Source organism: Myxococcus sp. AS-1-15, assembly GCF_020037055.1.
Taxonomy (GTDB): Bacteria; Myxococcota; Myxococcia; order Myxococcales; family Myxococcaceae; genus Myxococcus; species Myxococcus fulvus.
Map to the genome: position 1 here is coordinate 893,168 of NZ_JAIQDF010000002.1, position 20,519 is coordinate 913,686.

Below are 20,519 nucleotides of genomic sequence, written 5' to 3' on the forward strand. Positions count from 1 at the left end.
GGTCCTTCCCCGTCGGCAAGGAGCGTCCCTCATGGCTAACAAGTCCCAACCGGACTACGCCGGTCGTGCCCTCGACAGCTTGAAGCAGGCGTTGCGCGAGCGATTGGACCGCAATCAGCTCGTGCACCGAGAGGTCCCCTGGGATTCGGCGCGCACGGAGGTGTCGCCGCTCGCGGGCGGACGCGACGTGGAGGCGTGGTTCCTGGGCCCGCGCGCGGAGAACGCGGAGCTGTTCGAGCAGCTGGTGCTGGAGGCCCTGAGAGACCACTCCTTCTGGCGCCGCAACTTCCACCCCACGGACCCGCCTGCAATCACGCAGAGCATCAAGAGAGACCCGGGCTACCTGCGCGCGCTGGACACGCTGCACACGGAGTTCGACACGCTGCTGGCCGAGCTGAAGAAGTCCGCCCCGTTCTTCAGCATGCGCTACCAGGGCCACATGACGTGGGATCAGACCTTGCCGGGCATGGCGGGCTACTTCGCGGCCATGCTCTACAACCAGAACAACGTCGCGCTGGAGGCCTCGCCGCAGACGACGGTGCTGGAGGTCCGCGTCGGCGAGGACCTGTGTCGCATGGTGGGCTACGCCGAGCAGGGCCAGGTGCGGCCGTGGAGCCACCTGACGTGTGGCGGCACCACCGCCAACATCGAGGCGATGTGGGCCGCGCGGAACCTCAAGTTCTACCCGCTGTCCCTGCGCGAGGCCCTGGGCAAGGAGCCCGCGCTCGCCGCCGCGAAGGGGCTGGAGGTCACCCTGCCGTCCGACACGAAGGCGCGCCTGTTGGACCTGAGCCCGTGGCAGGCGCTCAACCTGGGGGTGGACGAGGTGCTGGGGCTGCCCACGCGCATCCAGGAGCAGTTCGGCATCCCGGTGGAGACGCTGACGGCGCGGCTGTCCGACTACACGCTCCAGGACCTGGGCCTGGTGGAGTTCACCCGGCGCCACCTGGGGGACGTGAAGGCGCCGGTGTTCCTGGTGCCGGGCTCCAAGCACTACTCGCTGCCCAAGGCCGCCGCGATTCTCGGCCTGGGCGCGGACCACATGTACAGCGTCCCGCTGGATGAAGCCGGGCGCATGGACCTGGAGAGCCTGGAGTCGCGGCTGGACCAGTGCCGCGCGGACAAGCGGCCGGTCATCGCGGTGACGGCGGTGATGGGCACCACGGAGGAGGGGCTGGTGGACCCGCTCGCGTCGGTGGTGGCCTTGCGCAAGCAGAAGTACCACCCGCTGGACATGTCCTTCTGCGTGCACGCGGACGCGGCGTGGGGCGGCTACTTCGCGTCGCTCTTGCGCCCGGCGCCCGGGCCCAAGGGCGCGCGCTCGGGCCCGCCGGCGCCGGTGCTGCAATTGAGCACCTACGCGATGAAGCAGTTCGAGGCGCTGCCGGAGGCGGACACCATCACCGTGGACCCGCACAAGACGGGCTACCTGCCGTACCCCGCCGGCGCGCTGTGCTATCGCAACCAGGCCATGCGCAGCCTCGTCGCCTTCGAGGCGCCGTACATCAACACCGCGGGCAGCCAGGAGGACCTCACGGTGGGCAAGTACGGCATCGAGGGCTCCAAGCCCGGTGCCGCCGCGGCGGGCGTGTACCTGAGCCACGCCGTCGTGCCGCCGGACCAGCGCGGCTACGGGAAAATCCTCGGCAGGGCGCTCTACAACTGCAAGCTGTTCCACGCGCGCCTCCTGATGATGAACGCGGTGGCGGACGACTACCGGGTGGTGCCCGGCCCGCGCTTCGAGCTGCCGGAGAACCTGCGCAAGAAGTACGGCGGCACGCAGAAGGCGCTGGAGACGCTGCGACACCAGCTCTCCAACAGGCGCCACGAGGAACTGCTCGCCAGCGCCCAGCCCGAGGAGCTGGAGCTGCTGCGCGAGATGGGCGCGGACCTCAACATCCTCACGTATGCCTTCAACTTCCAGACGGCGGACGGGCTCAATCCCAGCCTCGCCAAGGCCAATGACTTCAACCGGGGCATCTATGACAGGCTCGGCGTGAAGGCGGATGGCCGCGACATCTACGGCTACCGGCTGCTCGTGAGCACCACGGACTTCATCGAGGCGGACTACGGCAAGAAGTTCTTCGCCGACTACGAGGAGCGGCTGCTCGGCACCGCCACGCCCGAGGATGCCGAGGAGGGGCGCATCACCGTGCTGCGCTCCGTCATCATGGACCCCTGGATTACCGAGGACCTGGAGGGCCGCCCCTTCCTCGACACCATCATCCAGGAGCTGCGCGCCGCGGTGGAGGACACCCTCCACGAGCTCAAGGGCACCGCCACCCGCCGCACCCGCTAGCCCGGGGCTCCGGCCACCTCGGAGGGCTCCGAGGTGGCCGATGTAACCCGAGTCAACGGAAACCTTGTTTTGTCACTGTAAATAAGAATTTGCGAGAAGGCCTCTTGGCTCCCTTCGCGGGGAATGCTTGTTTGCGCGCTCCCCCTCACCTGGAAAGGTGCGCATCGAATGCGGAACTTCCTCGCAGTGACGGCTTCCATCCTCTCGCTCTCGCTGTTCGGCTGCAGCAACGCGCCGGCGGAGCAGACCCCGGCCGAGCCGACGCCGGAGACCACCGAGCAGACCCAGAGCCTCTATCCCACGGGCAGCGGCTGTCAGTATGACTCCGAGTGTGGTTCGGGCCTGTGCTGGCAGGAGGCGGACTCCTACCCGCTCTACAACCCGTACTGGATTCGCGCGAGCTCCTGCACGGAGGAGTGTGGCGAGGGCGACCACCAGAGCTGCCGTGACCTGGCCGCGTCCCTGAACGCCCCGTCGCCCAACACGGCGCGCTGCATCCCCGCGCGCGGCGTCTACGACGACTACCCCTACGACGACATCTTCTACGTGTGCGACATGGTCGCCGCGGGCCTGGGCCACGTCGCCTGGGTGGAGTGATGTCCCTCGCGCCGTCCGGAGCGGGTGTCTCCGGGCGGCGCGGTGCTGTCGGGAAATCCATGCCGATTCCATGATTGGCGTGAGGGGCCTTCCGCGCGGAATGCTCCGAGCCCATGGAACGCAGGCTCCTGGTCGTGGGTGTGATTGCAGGGCTCGTGCTGGGCGCGTGTGCCCCGCGCGGGGTGCGTCCGGTGCCTCCCCTGGGGAGCGAGTCCGACGTGCGGACGCGGCCGGGGACGTACGACGGCTACTCCGTGAAGGTGGCCTTCAAGCAGGTGGCCCGCCATCAGGGACACGTGGGGGAGGTCGTGGTGACGGGCCTGGGGGATGTGCCCCTGGTGATGACGTTACGGCGGCAGGGCGATGACGCGCTGGAGCGGCGGCTCGCACCCGGCCTGCGCATCGAGCACCCCGTGATGATGGCGCCCCAGGAGCCCTCCGCGGCGCGGGACGAGCGCGTGCGGTGGCGCGTCGAGGGGCTCGACTACGAGTACCTGCGCAAGCAGGGGTGGCTGTTCGAGGGCTGCCAGCCCGACTTCCAGCCGCTCTGCGAGCTCGGCGGCACGGCGCTGGTGACCTCCAGCTTCCAGGCGGTGGATGCGCTCGTCGCATATCTGGGGCACTGGATGACGGAGGGCCATCGCCGGGGCTCCATCCTCATCGAGGTGTGGGCGCACCTGGGCACGGTCGACCAGGTGAAGACGCGCATGGGCGCGCAGGATGGCTACACCGTCGCGTGGTGCAAGCTGGAGGAGTCCGCGGACCACCGTCTCCTCGTGCTCACGGGGCAGGGGACGCGGGTCTTCGCGCCGCTGGTCGACGGTCAGCCCGAGGCCATCGAGCAGCGCGGCAACACCGGCGTGTTGATTGGCGCGCCCGGGACGGAGCGTGGGGTCACCACGGTGTCCCGGCCCGGCTGCCATGCGCCCCATGCGGCCTGGGTCGACGTCGTCGGTTATGGACAGGTCGACGCGGCCATCGCGTGGTGGGGCCGCCGCCTGAAGGAGGGCGACCACGCGGGAGAGGTCTTGCTCCGGGTGTCGGGGCCCGAAATCCTCTACCTCGAGTGAGCGGGCTCAGCCCAGGGTGGCGGAGGCTCGGCCGAGGCCCTCGGCGACGGAGGTGAAGGCGTCCGCGGTGCGCACGCGCTCCTCGCCGAAGCGGCGCACGTAGAGCTGGCGCACGGCGGGAATCTGCGACGAGCCACCGGTGAGGAACACCGCGTCGATGTGCTCGGCCTCCGGGTGGCGCGCGAGCAGACCCTGGGTGCACTGCTCCAGCTCGTCGAGCAGCGGCTGGCTGAAGGCGTCGAACTCGGCGCGGGTGATGGGCTCGTGGAGGTTGATGCGGGCCTCCTCGAAGTCGATGGTGGCGACGTCGTCGCGGGACAGGCGCACCTTGGCGGCCTCGATGGCGCGGAAGAGGCGGTAGCCCAGGTTGTCCACGACCAGGTCGTGGAGGGCCTCGATTTCGGCCGGCTTGTCGCTGGTCTCCATCATCGTATTGAGCAGCTCCTGGGTGGACTTCTCACGGATGAAGGACATCTCGTGCCAGGACAGCAGCTTGGCCATGATGTGCTGTGGAATGGGCAGGCGCTTGTCGCTCAGGCCGCGCACCCGGTACGTGGAGCCGGCGCCGAAGCGGGGCAAGAGCTTGTGGCGCATGATTTCCGCGTCGAAGCGGTCTCCGCCGATGCGCACGCCAGTGGAGCCGACGACGTCCGGGCGGCGGTCCTTGGCGCCCCGGCGCGAGGGGCCCAGGCGCATCAGGGTGAGGTCGGTGGTGCCGGCGCCGAAGTCGGCCACGAGGACCAGCTCGTCGCGGGTGAGCTGGGCCTCGTAGGCGAGCGCGGCGGCGATGGGCTCGATGAGGAACTCGATGTGCTGGAAGCCGGCGAGCTCGGCGGCGCGGTGCAGGCGCTTCTGGGCGAGCGCGTCCGCGTCCGGGGCCGGCGTGAAGACGGCGGGGCGGCCGAGGATGACGGCCTCCGGGGGCGTGCCCATGTGGGCGCCGGCGGCGTCGCGCACGCGGCGCAGGAGGATGGCGACCAGGTCCTCGATGGTGAAAGTGCGGCCCTTGACCTGGGTGGCGCGGAAGGAGCTGGAGTGGAGGAAGGACTTCACGGACTGGATGAAGCGTCCGGTGTTGTCCTCGAGGTAGCGGTTGATGGCGTCGGCGCCCGTGTAGATTTCGCGCTCGTCGTCCGGGAAGAACATGACCGAGCGATAGAGGCGGGGCTCCGAGGTGTGGGGTTGCAGGGACAGCACCGTGCCGTCGGGCAGGGCCGCCGCGGTGTTGCTGGTTCCGAAGTCGAGTCCGCAGGCGTGCATGGGGGTGCGCCCCTTATCCCCAAAGTCCCGGAAAGGGTAGGGCGTCGTGAGGTGGGCTGCCCGATGCAGGACGGCCGAGTGGACGGCCGCCCGGAGAGGGCGTGGGTTGGCGGAGTTCGATGACTTCCCATGTTTCTTGTTCGGGCAGTCACGACAGGAGGACTCATGAAGCTCCGCGCGAAGTGGGCGGTGGCCGCGGGCGCCGCGTTGCTCGTCACGGGATGTCGGTCGAAGTCGTCGCAGGAGGACGCGCAGCAACAGCAGGCCGCCCAGGCTCGCGAGGACGTCCAGCGAGAGCAGCGCGAGCTGGACGAAGCGAAGGGTCGGGCCGAGCGGGAGTCGGCGGAGGCCCAGCAGGCCGGCGCGTCCGGGCAGGAGTCGGCCGAGGCTGGTCAGCAGCCGGGCCAGGGACAGGCGGGGCCGCAGCAGGGCGTTCAGGCGGGGGCGGATGCACGGCAGCAGGCCGCGCAGGCGGGACAGCAGGCGACCGAGGCGCAGCGGAAGGCCACACAGGCGGGACAGCAAGCCATCGCGGCTCAACAGGCCACCGAGGCTCAACAGCAGGCCACGCAGGCGGGACAGCAGGCCACCGCAGCTCAGCAACAAGCCGCACAGGCGGGACAGACACAGCCGCAGGCTTCGCAGGCGGGTCAGGTGGACCCGACACGGCAACAGGCGCAGGCGGGACAGCAAGGCGCCGTTGCGCAACAGCAGTCCGCACAGGCGGCTCAATCGGGCCAGACACCGCAACAGACAGCACAGACGGCACCGCAAGGCGCGGACGCTCAGCAGCAAGCACAGGCGGGACAGCCAGGCGCGGATGCACAGCAGGCCAGTGAGGCGCAGCAGCAGGCACAGGCTCAGCAAGGCGCGGGCGCCACGGGGACGCTGACGGACGACGCCAGCGACATCGAGTCGGAAAGGCAGGCGGAACGCGCGGCGGAGCGGCAGGCCGAACTGCGCGCGGAGCAACAGGCGCGACAGTCCAGCGCGGCGGCGGTTGGTGGCTCGGGCTCGGAGACCTCATCATCGAGCCCTTCGGTCTCGTCCCAGTCCCAGTCCACCACGGAGCCCGGAATCGGAGGTTCCTCCGCGGCGGGTGAATCGCAGACGTCACCCTCGACCGATTCGAGCAGCTCGGCGCAAACCTCGCAGCCGGTCGAGGAGCCGCCCCAGCCGCTCTCTCCCCTCGAGCAACTCGATGCACGGCAGCAGCAGGAGCAGATTCTCGGAACGGCGGAGCCTCAGCAGCCCACCGCGGACACCCAGCAGCAGCAGCCCATGGCCACCGCGCCCTCCACCGACCTCCAGACACAGTCGCAGCCCGGAACCTCCACCGGAACCACTGGCACCCAGTCTCAGAGTGGGACCGCCACCCAGCAACCCATGGTCATGCTCCCCGTCCCGTCCACGGGGACGTGGCAGGGCAGCACGGCCTCCTCCGGGGCCCAGCTCGGCGCCGAGCAACAGTTCATCGGCGAGGTGGTGCGCGCCTCCGACACGGAGGTGCTGCTCAGCGAGAACGGCGAGCCCCAGCTGCGCTTGACGGTGAGCCCCTCGACGCTGGTCATGGTGAACGGCATGCAGTCGGTCGCCGAGGACGTCCCGGAGGGCGCCCAGGTTCGCGCCGCGTACACCATGGATGAGTCAGGCGAGGCGACGGCCACGCGCATCGAGGCCACCTCTCCAGGTGGGCCCACCGGCTCCAGCGCCCCACTCCAGGAGTCGCAACCCACACCACAGCAGTAACCCCATCGCTCCGGTGACGGAGTGTCGGAAGGCGCCTCGTGATACGAAAGGCCTCCTCACATCCGAGGAGGTCTCATCATGAAGCAGTGTCTCGTCGTCATCCTGGGAGCACTGGGGTTGGGCGTGGTGATGGGCTGTGGTGGAGCCGTCGAGCAAGCCCCCGAGCCGACCGCCAGCGCGTCCGCGTCCCTGTGGGACGAACCCCAGGAGCCCGCGCTCTGCAAGAAGGATGGGGAGTGTGGCTCCGGCGAGGACTGGGTGACGTGTCCGGCGGACTGCGAGCCTCCAACGGACACGTGCGGGGACGGCGCCTGCCTCGGTGCGGAGACGCACCAGAGCTGCCCTTTGGACTGCGACGCTCCGGTTGACGGGTGCGGTGACGGCTATTGCACCGGTGCGGAGACGCACCAGAGCTGTCCCTTGGACTGCGACGGCTGAGCGTCGGGCCGCGGGTACCTATCGTCCGCCGGACAGTGGCAACGGTTCCCGCGCCCATACCGCTCGCACCTGCCCCTCCCCAACCTCCGCCAGCCTGGGTGGGAGACGGGGAGGGGACATGCACGGGGTGAGAGGGTGGATGGGCGCGCTGCTGGCGGGCATGGTGGTGTTGGCGATGGGCTGCATGAACGAGTCGAGCCAGAGCCCGGTGCCGGGGCTCAGCACGCGGACGGTGGAGCTCACGGACGCGCAGATCCTCCGGGTGATGCAGGTCGCGAACGAGAGCGAGATTGCCTTCGGGGCGCTCGGGCAGTCGCGAGCGAGCACCGCGTCGGTGCGGGACTTCAGCGTGAAGATGGTCAGCGAGCACACCGTGGCGCGCGAGGAACTGGGCCTGTTGGCCGTGGACCAGGAGCTGCGGCCCGCGGACAGTGAGCTGTCCTCGATGCTGATGGCGGATGCCCAGCACATGATGGCGGAGATGGACTCGCTGGAGGGAACGCGCTTCGACCTGGCGCTGATGGACGTGCAGCTCGCGCTCCATGCGCGCACGGCCATGCTGCTGGACTCACTGCTGCTGTCCCAGTCGGGCAACGAGGCGCTGCGGCAGACGCTGACGGCGCAGCGCAAGGCGGTGCAGGCACACCTGGAGGAGGCCCTGCCCATCCAGAAGGCCCTCTTCGACGCCCCGGCCCCCTGAGCCCGCCCCGCGTTACGAGAGGACCTGGAGCAGCCGCCGGGGGATGTCCTCGGCGTGCCAGCGCTGGAGCTCGCGAGCAATCTCGGCGGAGCGCTTGGCGCGGCCCTCGCGGATGAGGGGGAGCAGGGCGCGCGCCGCCTTGCGCTCCTGGGGCTTGCCGCCCGCGGCGAGTCGCTCGAAGACCTCCAGGCGGACATCCGCGTCGTGCAGCTCGCCGAGTCCTTCCTGGAGCGGGACGAGCATCTCGGTCAGCGCGCCGAGCGTGCGTCGGAAGGCGGGCTGGAAGATTTCGAGCTCGTAGCGCAGCTTCTTCAATTCCTTGCGCAGCACATGGGCGGAAGTCGCGTCGGGCGCGTCCATGTAGACCTTCATCCGCTTGTGCACGCGGCGCACGCGCCAGTGCAAGGGCTCCTTCACGCGGCGCCCGCCGAAGCGGTGGTCATCCTCCAGTCCATCCACCTTGCGCAGCATGCGAGGCAGGGTGCGGGACGACCAGCGCTTGAGCTCCGAGCGCAGTCGCTTCTCCCGCGACTCCAGGCCGGACAGCCGGGCCTTGCCCAGCGCGGCGATGCCCTTGCGCGTCTCGGGCTTCTCCCGGCGCGCCTTCTTCGCGACGTCCTCCAGCCAGGAGGCCTGGACGTGCAGGTCCCTCACATCGCCCAGCGCGTCCTGGAGGCGCTTCACCTCGTGCTCCAGCTTCGTCAGGCCTCCGAGCGGGCGGAACACCTGGAGGGCGGCGCGGAGCCTGCGGGTGGCGACGCGCATGTCGTGGACGGCGTCGTCGTCGATGGTGCCGTTGAGCTTGGACTCCGGCTTGCGGACATCGGCGAGTCGTCCGGCGAGGATGCGGCGCGCGGCCTGTCCCAGCTCGCTGTCGGGGCCGAGGCCTCGGATGGGCGTGGGTTGAGCCATGGGGTCAGCCTCCCTTCGCGGCGTAGGTGCGAATCATCTGCTCGGCGGCCTCGGGGCCTTCCCAGCCGAGGACGCGGGCGTCCTTGTCGGCGAAGTGCACGACGGTGAGGAAGAAGTGCGCGAGCTCGTCGCGCTCGCGATTGGAGATGTCCTGGTAGGTGCGCAGCTGTTCGGCGCGGGGCGCCTGGGTGGGGATGGCGAGGATGCGGTCATTGCGCTCGCGCTCACCGGGCTGGCCGTCCTTCTTCTTCTGGTCGACCTGGAGGACGCCGAGGGCGCGGCAGGGCAGCACGACGCCGGGCCAGGTGGAGTCGTCCCACAGGACCATGGCATCGAGCGGGTCGCCGTCCGGGCCGAGGGTGGAGGGGATGAAGCCCCAGTCGAAGGGATAGCGCAGTCCCCGGGTGAGGGGGCGCGAGAGTGAGAAGGCCGAGAGCGCGGTGTCGTACTTGAGCTTCACCGTCGAGCCGCGAGGCGACTCGACGACGACGTGGAAGGCGCCCTGGGGCCCGCGTGTGGGCAGGCGGGAGAGGTCCGTCGTCATGGAAGGTGAAAGGTCATGCCGGAGGTGCGGCCCGGCAAGAGCCCTGTGGGCGACGTTACGGGTCGCCAACCTTCCGAGTGTCGGGAAGTCTACCGGGCCTGGGTGGGCTGGCCCTTCCAGAGGAAGCGGCCGACGTCCTGGAAGGAGGCGCCCCTCCACTTGAGGATGCGCTCGGGGCGGGCGGTGGGTTCGCGGGACTGGCGGAAGACGATTTCCGGGAGGCCATCGCCATCGACATCCTGGAGGGAGCCCACGGAGCAGGCGCTGGAGGTGCAGCCGTTGGTCCATTGCTCGGAGGTGAGGCGCTTGCGGTTGGGGACGTCGTAGACGCGCACGTAGGTGGTGGAGTTGCCGACGTCGTAGTGCTCCACGGCGATGAGGCCCGTGCCGAGCTCATGCAGGCAGGTGGTGATCCGCGCGGCGCAGGGCGTGGCGTCGACGATGGTGGCGTCGGGCTTGCCGCAGCTCGACAGGGTGAGGCTCTTGATGGCCTGGTTCTGGCCGCACGCCTTGGAGCTGCCGCGGATGAGGGCGTCGTTCTTCTCGAGGAACCAGAGCGCGTCGGGTTGCCGGGAGAGGGTGCAGAGTCCCCAGGTGACGCGGCCGCTCCAGTCCTTGTCGCACGAGCGTTCGGGGGCCTTGTCGCGGGCGTCGTCGAAGTTCGGAATCAGGGACGAGGGACGGGCCGTCTGGGCCTGGGCGAAGGAGGCCAGGAGCACGGCGAGGAGCAGCAGGGCGCGCATGCGGACATCCTGGGCGAGCGCGGGGCGGGAACTCAAGTGCCCCATCATGCAAGGCAGTCCAGGTGGCTGGACTGCCTGTCCGAGGTTCGGACCCTGTTCTCCTGACGCTCGCTCTTCCTCGCGCACCTTTTGGGGCGTGTCAGTGCATGGATTTCAATGAATTCTCATTTCGATGGGTCGGCGCCTCGCCGAGCTCGTCTTGGCAGTCCACGCGATTCCTTGTCAGACCTGTGTGGTTGAAGTGTCTGCGCTGGGCATGCGCATTGCTGTTGGTTTGAATTGGTAAGGGACGAACTCATGAGGTGCGTGTCTGTGCGTTTCCACTGTTCGCGGCTGGCAGGAATCATTCTCCTGGTGATGGTGCTTGGGGGACGAGAGGGCTGGGCTACATGTTTCCCAGAGGGATCCATCCAGGCTTGCAGCAAGGGCGCATGCGTGGGTACGCAGACGTGCAACGAGCAATGGAGTGAATGCTCGTACGTGGCAAATTCGACCCAGTCTTGCTCTGTCTGTGGTCGCTCCGGCTTTCTCCAGTGTGACTCGGATGGCGACGTGCTCGCGGGTTCATGTACGGCCTTGGGGGCGGAGGTCTGCAACAACTGCGATGATGACGGGGACGGTCTTGTGGACGAGGGGCTCACGGCGGGGGCGTGTGACCCTCAAGGTAATGGTTGCACAGGAACGATGACCTGCGTAGCTGGGGGGTGGGCCTGTATCATTCCCGCTGACAAGCAGGTGCCGTGCAGCGGTCAATGTGGCGCCGAGGCTTATCGACAGTGTGGCCAGGACGGCTCGCTGGGGGCGTGTACGCGACTGATTCCCTCGAGTGAGGTGTGCAACGGGTGCGACGACGACCGTGATGGAATCGTCGACAACGCGCCCGGTCAAGGACCGGATACGTTGACCACCGTTTGCGTGGGCCCCAACGGCGCCTGTCCCGGATCGACGACTCACTGCACGGGGGGAGCGTGGTCCACCCAATGTGAAGCGCCTCCTGAACAGTGCAACGGGGTGGACGACGACTGTGACGGAGAGTTCGACGAAGGCGGCGTTTGTCGTTCGGACACGCTCGTGTGTCAGTGTGAGCCCTGGACCTGTGCGCGTCTGGGGGCCAACTGTGGCTCTACGCCAGATGGTTGTGGTGGGACGCTCGAATGTGGCGCCTGTCCTCAGGGACAGATCTGCGGTGCCGAGGGCCTCGCCAATGTGTGTGGCGCTGCCAACGGGTGTGCCCGCGTGCCGCAGTCTACTGCGTGTGCCGGTCGGGACTGTGGCTCCGCCGCGGATGGCTGTGGTGGTGAGTACCCTTGCGGAGTTTGCACCGGTCATGACTCGTGCGGGGGCGGTGGGACTCCAGGGGTGTGTGGGTGCACCCCGTTGTCCGCGCCAACAGCTTGCGTTGGCAAGAACTGTGGCTGGGTCTCCGATGGTTGTGGCGGCGCGGTTCCGTGTGGCTCTTGTGGCAGTCCCCAGACGTGTGGCGGTGGAGGTACGCCGAACGTTTGTGGATGCACCGCCGTGTCCAAGGCGTCAGCCTGCGCGGGAAGGAACTGTGGGCAGGTCTCCAATGGGTGCGGAGGCTTCCACGACTGCGGTTCCTGCGTCAGTCCTCAATCGTGTGGAGGAGGCGGCACGCCCAACATCTGCGGGTGCACCGCCATCCCCAAGGCACTGGCTTGCACAGGGAAGAACTGTGGCCTGGTGCCCAACGGCTGTGGCGGGACGCATGACTGTGGTGCTTGCTCTGGTACGAACTCGTGCGGAGGTGGGGGAACCCCGAATGTCTGTGGATGCACGCCAATGCCCAAGGCCGAAGCTTGCGCCGCTGCGGGACGCCAGTGTGGCTCGGCGACGAACGGCTGCGGAGGCACTGTGACCTGCGGCCCGTGCCCGACTGGCACCTTCTGCAAGGCGGGCGTGTGTGAAGGCAACGTGGAGACTCGGCAGAGTCAAGACTAGGTGTTTGATTCTGTTTCTGGATGAAGACTCGTGGTGATGGTCGAGGCTGCCCGATGAAACGATTGATTCTCTCCGCATGGTGCGTGGCCATGGCCACGGGGTCCTGTGGGCCCGCTGATATGTCGACGTGGGAGCGCCAGGACGCCCTGGGGCGCAACAACGGACGGATGGTGGAGGCCCCGAGTGATACCCTCCTTCCGACCGAGGTCGGTGCGGATGGCTACGCTGCGGAGCGTGTGACGGGGATGTCCGGGGTGGGGCCGGATGGCTCCGCCACCTATGCGCTGCCCTTGTGGCTGCCGACGGGGCGGGCGGGCATCCAACCTGACCTCGCGCTGCGTTACAGTAGCAATGGCTCCAATGGCTCGCTCGGGCGAGGGTGGAGCCTGTCGGTGAAGTCTAGAATCACCCGATGTTCCAAGACCGTGGCCCAGGATGGGGACGCCGCGGCAATTACCTTCACAAACTCAGATGTCTTCTGTCTGGATGGCCAGAGACTCGTTGCCGTCCAGGGGGCTTATGGTGCCTCCAACACGGAGTACCGTACAGAAGAGGAGAGCTTCGCGAAGGTGGTGTCGCTCTCCTCCGACGCAGGGGGGCCACTCCAGTTCAGGGTCTATGAGAAGAGCGGTCGCATCCTGACCTACGGCCTGCTCCATGGTTCGACGTTCGCAGGTCGGCGCGTCAGTGTTCGGCCTGCCGGGTTGGAGGGCGTCTCCACCACTGTGGAGGCACACGACAGTCGCTTTGCCTGGGCGCTGGCGAAGGTCGAGGACCGCAGCGGTAACGCCATCACCTACCACTACACCGTCCATCAGGACGCCGCGGGGGCAGGCTATGAACAGACACTGGATCGCATCGCCTATACTGCTTCCTCCATTGGGGCGGGGGTGGCTGCTACGCGCTTTGTCGAACTGGACTATGAGCCTCGGCCCGATACTGCGGTCATCTATGTTTCGGGCCTTTCGCTGAAAATGTCGCGGAGGCTGCGCGAGATTCATGTGAGTGCGCCGAACCCCGCCGCTGTGGGGCTCGTTCGCATCTACCGTTTCACCTATACACAGGACGCCCTGAGCAACCTCAGCCTGCTGCAGAGCTTCCAGGATTGTGATGGTGCTGGGGTCTGTCTGCGCCCCATCACGTTCAACTACACCCAGAATGACCCTGGCTTCGACGAAGTGGACACGGGGTTCACGGACCTGACCCAGGGAGTCACCTACAATCGCTTCTGGGTGCTCAACCCCGTGGACGCGAACGGAGATGGTCGCGACGACCTTCTCTATCGCACTCCCTATGACTCGTCGGGGCGCTACAGGTGGAACCTCCGCCTTTCAGCCGGGACGGGGCAGTTCACGACAGGTGAGGTGGGCAATCTCCCCCTCGCGTGCTGGGAGGCTTCATCGGGGCTGGATGGGCGCTGGGTTGACACCAATCTGGATGGCTTCATCGATGTCAGCCTTGAGGAGTACGAGGGCTGTCTCTTGAGCCCGCCGCGCCGCTTGAAGCACTTCCAGAAAACCAATCAGCCTCCCCCGTCCTACAACTGGTACTCGGAGACGGGCGACGATGGCCGGGGTGGGAACTTCTGGTACGCCGAGCTCAATGGTGACGGCTACCCGGACCTGGTCCGCGAGGGACAGGTGAATGGCTCCATGCAACTGGGCTACCGACTCAACGTAGGAGGAACGCTCCAGTCGTTCCAGCCCATCGTGACCTCAGTCCGCAATGACAACGCGCAGATGGTGGTCGACCTTGAGGGAACCGGGAAGTCCAGCCTGCTCATCCTCGAGATGAGGGACAGGCCCGGTGTTCCTGGCGCCTATGACGTGGTGGGGCCGAACTACTGGGCGGTGACGATGCGTCAAGGGGTCTTCACGAAAGAGGAGACGACCCTCGTGCGAACGGATGTGTCGGAGAAGCAGTATTTCTTCGCGGACTTGAATGGGGACTTCCTGCCGGATGCATTGCGTGCGAAGCCTGATGGGACGGAACTCGAGGTTCTGATGAATACGGGCAACGGCTTCGCCGAGCCTGTGGCTGTTGTGCTGCCGCCAGGAGGTGGCCTCGGGAGTTTCACCCGTGACAATGGCATCCGCGTATTCGACTACAACGGTGACGGGCGCCAGGACCTGTTGTTGATGGACCGCGTCGGGAATGTGCGCACCGAGTTGGCGGTGCTCGAGTCCCAGGGGACGAGCTTCACCGTGCGTCCACTGTCGATCCCGGTGGGGCAGGTTGCTTCGACGCGAGGCTACAAGCTCTCCCAGCTTTTGGATTACGACGGTGATGGCCTGATGGACATGGCCCAGGTCGTCGATGGCTCGTTGCGCCTCTACAAACGCAAGGGAGTCCAGGGGGGATTGCTGGCCAACGTCAGCGACTCTCTGGGTGGGCAGGTGCGCTTCACCTACAAACCGATGATTGATTCCTCCGTATACACGCCAGGGACCACCTGCGCGTGGCCACAGCACTGCCTTCGGAAGGGCATGTGGCTGGTGTCGGAGCACCTCTCCGATGCTGGAGAGCATCCGATGCGGGTGAGACAGTATAGCTATGAGGACGGGCGCGCGGATCTCCTAGGGCATGGCTGGATTGGCTTTGGTGCAGTGACGGTTCGAGAGGTTGCGGCGGGCACGCAGATGCGGGCCGAGTTCGACAACCAGACGCGCGTGGGGACGGGATACCCCTATGCGAAGGAGCCACGGAAGGAAGTGGCCCGTGTCGCCTTGGGAGACCGACTCCTGGTTCAGACCCGGCTGATGTCCTACGAGTACCGCACTTGGAGCGGTGTCAGTTCGGGTACGGTCGGCACGCTGCTGCCCGTGGGATTGACGGAAGAGGTCCATGACCGGTTGGTCTCGGAATCAGAGACCTCGGGACTTCTGCGGCGCTTGGAGAGCACCAGGGAGTACGACTGGTCCTACGGCAATGTGACGAACTGGCGCGAGGTTGTCGGTTCAGAGGTGAAGACGGGGACGGAGTCCTTCCACAACGACTCGACGGCATGGCTCATTGGCTTGACGCTGAACCGGACCGTGACGAGTACCATCGGCGGGCGGTCCGTGACGCGGACCCAGTCGTTCACCTACCAGCCAGGGACGGCGTTGCTGGCCAGTGAGACGGCGGAGCCTGGAAATCCGAGCCTGGCGATGACGACGACGTACGTCCGGGATTCGGATGGGCTGGCAAGGCAGATCGTCCGTACGGCGGGGGGATTGCCGGCACGGAGCATGTCCATCACCTACGACACGCTGGACCGCACCTGGCCGGCAGTGATGAGCAACGCCTTGGGGCACTCGGTGAGTCTCGCCTATCACGGAGGCTTGGGGTTGCTCGCGGTGAAGGTGGACGAGAACGGTCTCACCACGCGCAACCAGTATGATGGCTTCGGTCGGCTCCGACGCATTGATGCTCCTGGACTGGCTGACACGACCTTCAGCTACGCGGCTTGCGCCGACAGTTCTTACTGTGCGCTGACGAGCACGACGAGGATTCGCACCTCCGCGGCGACCGACGGTTATCAGGAAGAAGTTGCGACGGTGGATCGGCTTGGGCGCCGCAAGAGCTTCAGCCGGAGGGCCTTCGATGGAGGGCTTGCGACTACGACTCTCGAGTATGACAGCCTGGGCCGGCTGCGGAAGGAATGGATACCGTCCCCGACCGGCTTCGAGCGGGTTGCCACCACCTTCACTTACGACAATCTGGGCCGCCGCCTCCGCGTGGACGCACCGGATGGGACGCATCAGGCCTGGAAGTACGAGGGCTCGAAGCAGTCCTGGTGGGACGAGAAGGGCAATCTGGTGGAGAGCTGGTTCGATGCACAGGGGCAATTGCTGCGCACCGAGGATGTCCTGGCCACTCGGCGTCTGGCGTCGAGCTACACCTACGCGCCCTTCGGGCTCTTGGAGTCGGTGACGAACGGGTACGGGCAAGGGCCTCGGTACACTTACGACACCTTGGGACGTGTCATCCAGGTCCAAGAGCCGAACTCCGGCTCGCTGGCGACGCAATACAACGCTTGGGGCGAAGTGACGCAGGAGACCCGTGCGAATGGAGATACGACGACCTATGACCGGGACGTGTTGGGCCGCGTCGTCACGAGGTTGGATCGGACAGGGGTGTCGCGCTTTACATGGGACGTCTCTGGGGCACTGGGCAAGGTGGGGGCGCTGCTGAGCAGCTCGCAGGAAGGGGATCCAGGAACCAGTCTGGACGACATCAGTGTCGTCTACACCTACGATGCGCTTCTGCGTCCCGTTGACGAGACGTGGAGCGTTGAAGGCAACGTCTTCGCTTTCTCCCGCACGTTCGATGACTACAACCAGTTGCAGCGGTTGTCCTATCCCTCGGCCGGAGGACAGCGCTTCGCGGTGGACCACCAGTACAAGCCGTGGGGGGCTCTGGAGAGGGTGAAGAGTGCCGCCACTGGCCAGAGCTACTGGCAGGCGCAGTCACAGAATGGCTTGGGTCAGATGACGTCCGAGGTGTTCGGCAATGGCGTGGTGAGCCAGCGCCGGTACGACACCCGAGGGCGTCCGCTGTTCATTGAAACGAAGTCAGGGACGCAGGCACGCCAGATCCTGGCCTACGAGTACGAGGCGAACGGTAACCCGCGCAGCAGGCATGACCGGGTGGCGCGGACAACAGAAGATTTCACCTACGACGCGCTGGACCGACTCAAGAACTGGACGGCGTTCCAGAACTGCGGCTCGACCGCAGTGGATTTCAGTTACGACGACCTGGGAAACTTGTTGGGGCGGACGGTTCGCCAGGGACCAGGGGAGAGTCTCTCGTACTTTTACGAGGGCACGGGAGGAGCGGGCCCTCATGCGGTGTCTCGTTCCTCGTTGGGGGCATACACCTACGACGCGAATGGCAACCAACTTACAGCCCCTGGAAGAACGGTGGAGTACACGCCCTTCAACCTGCCTTCGCGCATCACCAGCGGTTCTCATGACCTGACCTTCCGCTACAACGCACTCGACCAGCGCACGGTGAAGCGCTCCTCGTCAGGAGATGTGACGTTCTACGTGGGCGGGCTCTACGAGATGCGTCGCTCGGCGGCGGGGGCCGCGCTCCATGCTTTCAATGTGATGGGCGGGAGTGGCGCCGTGGCGCAGGTGTCGTGGACGACCGATGCCCAGGGACAACAGGGGGCGCAGAAGACGCTCTATATCCACAAGGACCATCTGGGCTCGGTCGATACGCTGACGGACGAAGGGGGCGTAGCCTTCGAGGTGCTGGCGTACGAGCCTTTCGGTGGCAGGCGGTATTCGCATGCGGTGGGGAGCCCGCAGGTGCGTGGAAACCCGAAGGTGCGTCAGGGCTTCACGGGACATGAGCACGACGAGGAGGTGGGGCTCATCAATATGAGGGGCCGCATGTATGATCCGAGGCTGGGTCGCTTCCTCAGCGCGGACCCTTTGTACGCGGGACCGCGAATGAGCCAGACACTCAATCGCTACAGCTATGTGCTGAACAACCCGCTGCGCTACACGGATCCTTCGGGATTTGTTCCCAGCGAGCTGCCGGTCATTATCTATGACAGCTGGTACGGGGGCTCGGCGATTGCGGGAGGGCCCCGCGTCGACCCTGGGTCTCCTTGGAGTTCGTGTTCGGCTCCGACAAGTCGAACATCAAATGATGGCAAGTGCAATGAGCAGTACGTGGGCACGCTTCCGCAGTCGCACAGAATGTCTCTGGAGTTTGCCTACTTTGTCCTGCGGACCCTGCTCTCGCAGCATGGTATCTCCGAAACATCTGTCGAGTATCTGAAAGGCGCGTTCCTGGGTGGGATTAATGGAGCGGTTCCTTTCCTAAGTATGGTGGCACCTCCCGAGGGTCAAACCCGGGAGTTCTATACGGGCTACGCGGGGGCGCAGTTTGCGTGGGCTGGTGTCCGGTTGTATGGCGCTGCGGCTGCGGCCTCTGGCGGTACTGCCGCTGTAGGAGTGGGAGGTGCGGCATCTGCTACGGGGGTCGGGGCAGGTGTGGGAGTTCCTGTCGTGGCCCTGGGCGGTGTTGCGATAGGGACAAGCGTGGTTGCTGTGAGCTTGGCCGGGGCGAACGTGGCGGGCGCTGTCCAAGCCGTGCAGATGGCGAATCAGGCCGGGAGTGGAGGAGGGGGCGGGAGCGATGGAGGTGGAGGGAGTGACGTAAAAGCGCCACCGAATCCATACGGAAAGAAGGGCGGGCCAGCGCACCAAGCCAAGGTCAAGGAGGTGGAGAATGAGGTTGCGGCTAGAGGCCTTGAGCCGCAGACTGAGCTTCATGTGCGGACCCCGGGCGGGTATAAGCAGAATCGCTTTGTTGATGTTTCGGGCCGAGACCCCGCTACTGGACAGGTAATGGAAATGCATCAAATCGGACGACAGACCGTAGGTGGAAATCCAGTGTCGCGCGAAGTGAAGGCTCTTGATGATATCGAGCGAGCGACTGGAGTCCGCCCGCAGTTTCACCCCTACAACTGACGAGGCCTTTGTGGGACGACAAATATCGGTGTGTCTGACGAATGTGGACGTGAAGGCATTGGAGAGTGTTCTTCGTACGGGAGAGGATTTTCGAGTTATCAATGGACTGGCAGAGAAACCTGAAATCATCGAGGCTGAAGGTGCGCTTGCGGATCAGGAACGCATGGTTTTCCTGGCCAGGGCTGTGGACTTGCGTGAAGTTCGATTTCAACCAGTGCCTGGCAAGAGTCTCTACAGAGTAGACTCGATTGATTCGCCAGTCGTTGAGTTCAGCCCCTGTAGGGTGAGTAACTCCGTGATACGTCCAGGGCGTCTGTTCTTCAAGACCCGGTACTATGAGGGAGAGAGGGGGGTGGACAAGTCTCCAGGTTTCTTGACGTGGTCTGCATGGTTGATGGCTCGTTGTAGGAAAGAACTGATGGCTGATAGTGCGACGCGTACCTACTGGGGTAGGGACGCAGCTAGCTTGCGCGATGCATCGCAATTGACGCTAGAGTTCTTGTGAGAAGACTCTGTGGAGCCCAATGATATCCAGGGTGCATCGCTTGGTGAGGTCTGCGTCATTCTCCGCCCCAGGATTTCTTGCGACACCTCTCTGGGGATAGCTTCCCCTCGTGAGGTCGATGTGAAGAAGCAGCAAAAGCAGGACAGGACAGGACAGGACGGCATATCTCGGTCGGTTCTCGGCGAAGCGGAAAATGGAGGCCGTGCTCCGGCTGCTCAAGGGCGAGGAACTCGACGCACTCTCGCGGGAACTAGGCGCCACGGCGACAGTGCTGAGCGAGTGGCAGGAGAAGTTCCTGGTTGGAGCGGAAGCCAACCTCAAGAGCCGGGAGCCCGAGCCTGCGGACGACGAGGTGCTGCGACTCAAGGCCATGGTGGGCGAGCTGATGGTGAAGAACGATTTGCTGGCCGAGAAGGCCCGGCTGCTAAACCGAAGTTCGTGATTCTCGATCAGGCTGAAGGGCGGGCAGGCGGGAAGTGAGCGGGAAGAGGGAGCAGGGGCACTTCTCGTTCGGCTCTGTGTGCGCAGAAGACCTGAGAGCGAGAAGGCCCTGCCCGAGGGCAAAGGTAGGCAGTGGCTGAAGAGGAAGCAGCGGCAGGCGCTGCTGAGGTGGGGTGAGAGGAGCGGCTGCCCGCTCACCATGCGGCGGTGCATGGCCGTGGCGGCTGTGGGGCGGGGAGCCTCATGCAACGCGGCAGCCCGGGAGTTGGGCTGTGCAACCTCCACCGTTGTCAGCGCAGTGCGCCGCTACCGGGAGGACGGACGCGGAGCGTTACGAGACAGGAGGGAGGGCAACGGCCAGCGCAAGGTAGACGAGCGATTCCGAGAGAGGCTGGCGCGGGTGCTGGTGGGAACGCCCGAGGACTGGGGCTGGTGCCGGCCCACCTGGACACGGGAGTTGCTGTGCCTGGAGCTTGAGCGCCGCGGGATGCCCCAGGTCTCCGTGGCGACCATGGGCCGCGCGCTCACCTGGCTCGGCGCGCGGCGCAAGGCCGCCAGGCCCATCGTCAAGTGTCCCTGGCTCGCGTGGAAGCGTCGGCGCCGGCTCTACGAGTTGAAGTGCCTGCATGCACACACGCCCCCCGAAGAGGGTCAAGTCCCGAATCGTGTGTAGTTGTTCGGAGGGGGGTTCGGGGGAGGAATGCTCCTTGGCGGGGTCAAGCAGCGGCAGTGTCTGGGGTTGAGTTGAGCAGGGCCATGTCGAGGTAGCGGCGGTCGTCCCAGATACCAGTCACTTCGAGGGCGACGGCGGTGATGAGACGCAGCGCGCTGG

At 66.1% G+C, this 20,519-nt stretch carries 12 protein-coding genes and 1 pseudogene; 9 read left to right on the top strand and 4 right to left on the bottom strand.

Translation table 11 applies throughout. The features are described from left to right. Positions 1-31 precede the first annotated feature (31 nt). The 3 genes from K8625_RS09435 to K8625_RS09445 all read left to right on the top strand — a co-directional run bounded on the left by K8625_RS09435 (position 32) and on the right by K8625_RS09445 (position 3,966). Positions 32-2,299: a pyridoxal-dependent decarboxylase gene (locus tag K8625_RS09435; protein WP_223782479.1), complete on the top strand. Its 2,268-nt coding sequence runs from the start codon at positions 32-34 to the stop codon at positions 2,297-2,299. Positions 2,300-2,467: 168 nt separating this feature from the next. Beyond that, on the top strand, positions 2,468-2,896 hold the full coding sequence (locus tag K8625_RS09440; protein WP_223782480.1) for a hypothetical protein: 429 nt from the start codon (positions 2,468-2,470) through the stop codon (positions 2,894-2,896). Positions 2,897-3,009: 113 nt separating this feature from the next. Beyond that, on the top strand, positions 3,010-3,966 hold the full coding sequence (locus tag K8625_RS09445) for a hypothetical protein (protein ID WP_223782481.1): 957 nt from the start codon (positions 3,010-3,012) through the stop codon (positions 3,964-3,966). 6 nt (positions 3,967-3,972) lie between these two features. Here the strand turns inward: K8625_RS09445 and K8625_RS09450 are convergent, their stop codons facing one another. Then, the gene (locus tag K8625_RS09450; RefSeq protein ID WP_223782482.1) at positions 3,973-5,226 is read right to left on the bottom strand and encodes an Hsp70 family protein; all 1,254 of its coding nucleotides are present in this window, start codon (positions 5,224-5,226) and stop codon (positions 3,973-3,975) included. 165 nt (positions 5,227-5,391) lie between these two features. On the opposite strand from K8625_RS09450, the gene K8625_RS09455 reads away from it, so the two are divergent. The 3 genes from K8625_RS09455 (at position 5,392) to K8625_RS09465 (ending at position 8,113) form a co-directional block, all read left to right on the top strand. Beyond that, the gene (locus tag K8625_RS09455) at positions 5,392-6,975 is read left to right on the top strand and encodes a hypothetical protein (protein ID WP_223782483.1); all 1,584 of its coding nucleotides are present in this window, start codon (positions 5,392-5,394) and stop codon (positions 6,973-6,975) included. 78 nt (positions 6,976-7,053) lie between these two features. Continuing rightward, complete coding sequence (locus K8625_RS09460) at positions 7,054-7,413, top strand: tenascin-X (RefSeq protein ID WP_223782484.1); 360 nt, start codon at positions 7,054-7,056, stop codon at positions 7,411-7,413. A gap of 118 nt (positions 7,414-7,531) precedes the next feature. Then, a complete protein-coding gene (locus K8625_RS09465; protein WP_223782485.1) occupies positions 7,532-8,113 on the top strand; it encodes a DUF4142 domain-containing protein in 582 nt (193 codons plus the stop codon). Positions 8,114-8,125: 12 nt separating this feature from the next. On the opposite strand, the gene K8625_RS09470 is transcribed toward K8625_RS09465, so the two are convergent. The 3 genes from K8625_RS09470 to K8625_RS09480 all read right to left on the bottom strand — a co-directional run bounded on the left by K8625_RS09470 (position 8,126) and on the right by K8625_RS09480 (position 10,348). After that, positions 8,126-9,025, bottom strand: coding sequence for a CHAD domain-containing protein (locus tag K8625_RS09470; RefSeq protein ID WP_223782486.1), 900 nt, complete (start codon positions 9,023-9,025; stop codon positions 8,126-8,128). Positions 9,026-9,029: 4 nt separating this feature from the next. Continuing rightward, positions 9,030-9,569: an inorganic diphosphatase gene (locus K8625_RS09475; RefSeq protein ID WP_223782487.1), complete on the bottom strand. Its 540-nt coding sequence runs from the start codon at positions 9,567-9,569 to the stop codon at positions 9,030-9,032. Positions 9,570-9,658: 89 nt separating this feature from the next. Then, positions 9,659-10,348: a hypothetical protein gene (locus tag K8625_RS09480; protein WP_223782488.1), complete on the bottom strand. Its 690-nt coding sequence runs from the start codon at positions 10,346-10,348 to the stop codon at positions 9,659-9,661. A 1,976-nt stretch (positions 10,349-12,324) separates the two neighbouring features. Here K8625_RS09480 and K8625_RS09485 point away from each other — a divergent pair. The 3 genes and pseudogenes from K8625_RS09485 to K8625_RS09495 all read left to right on the top strand — a co-directional run bounded on the left by K8625_RS09485 (position 12,325) and on the right by K8625_RS09495 (position 20,360). Beyond that, entirely contained in the window at positions 12,325-18,741 is a 6,417-nt protein-coding gene (locus K8625_RS09485) for an RHS repeat-associated core domain-containing protein (RefSeq protein ID WP_223782489.1), read from the top strand. Between the two features lie 689 nt (positions 18,742-19,430). Then, a pseudogene (locus tag K8625_RS09490) lies at positions 19,431-19,688 on the top strand (IS3 family transposase); the annotation flags it as partial. A gap of 210 nt (positions 19,689-19,898) precedes the next feature. Further along, positions 19,899-20,360: a helix-turn-helix domain-containing protein gene (locus K8625_RS09495; RefSeq protein ID WP_223782502.1), complete on the top strand. Its 462-nt coding sequence runs from the start codon at positions 19,899-19,901 to the stop codon at positions 20,358-20,360. Positions 20,361-20,519: the final 159 nt, after the last annotated feature.

Excerpts from the sequence above, each read along its gene's own strand:
- K8625_RS09450 (WP_223782482.1), bottom strand. The coding sequence starts at position 5,226 with ATGCACGCCTGCGGACTCGACTTCGGAACCAGCAACACCGCGGCGGCC.
- K8625_RS09485 (WP_223782489.1), top strand. The coding sequence starts at position 12,325 with ATGAAACGATTGATTCTCTCCGCATGGTGCGTGGCCATGGCCACGGGG.
- K8625_RS09470 (WP_223782486.1), bottom strand. The coding sequence starts at position 9,025 with ATGGCTCAACCCACGCCCATCCGAGGCCTCGGCCCCGACAGCGAGCTG.
- K8625_RS09435 (WP_223782479.1), top strand. The coding sequence starts at position 32 with ATGGCTAACAAGTCCCAACCGGACTACGCCGGTCGTGCCCTCGACAGC.
- K8625_RS09440 (WP_223782480.1), top strand. The coding sequence starts at position 2,468 with ATGCGGAACTTCCTCGCAGTGACGGCTTCCATCCTCTCGCTCTCGCTG.
- K8625_RS09455 (WP_223782483.1), top strand. The coding sequence starts at position 5,392 with ATGAAGCTCCGCGCGAAGTGGGCGGTGGCCGCGGGCGCCGCGTTGCTC.
- K8625_RS09460 (WP_223782484.1), top strand. The coding sequence starts at position 7,054 with ATGAAGCAGTGTCTCGTCGTCATCCTGGGAGCACTGGGGTTGGGCGTG.
- K8625_RS09465 (WP_223782485.1), top strand. The coding sequence starts at position 7,532 with ATGCACGGGGTGAGAGGGTGGATGGGCGCGCTGCTGGCGGGCATGGTG.
- K8625_RS09495 (WP_223782502.1), top strand. The coding sequence starts at position 19,899 with ATGGCCGTGGCGGCTGTGGGGCGGGGAGCCTCATGCAACGCGGCAGCC.
- K8625_RS09475 (WP_223782487.1), bottom strand. The coding sequence starts at position 9,569 with ATGACGACGGACCTCTCCCGCCTGCCCACACGCGGGCCCCAGGGCGCC.
- K8625_RS09445 (WP_223782481.1), top strand. The coding sequence starts at position 3,010 with ATGGAACGCAGGCTCCTGGTCGTGGGTGTGATTGCAGGGCTCGTGCTG.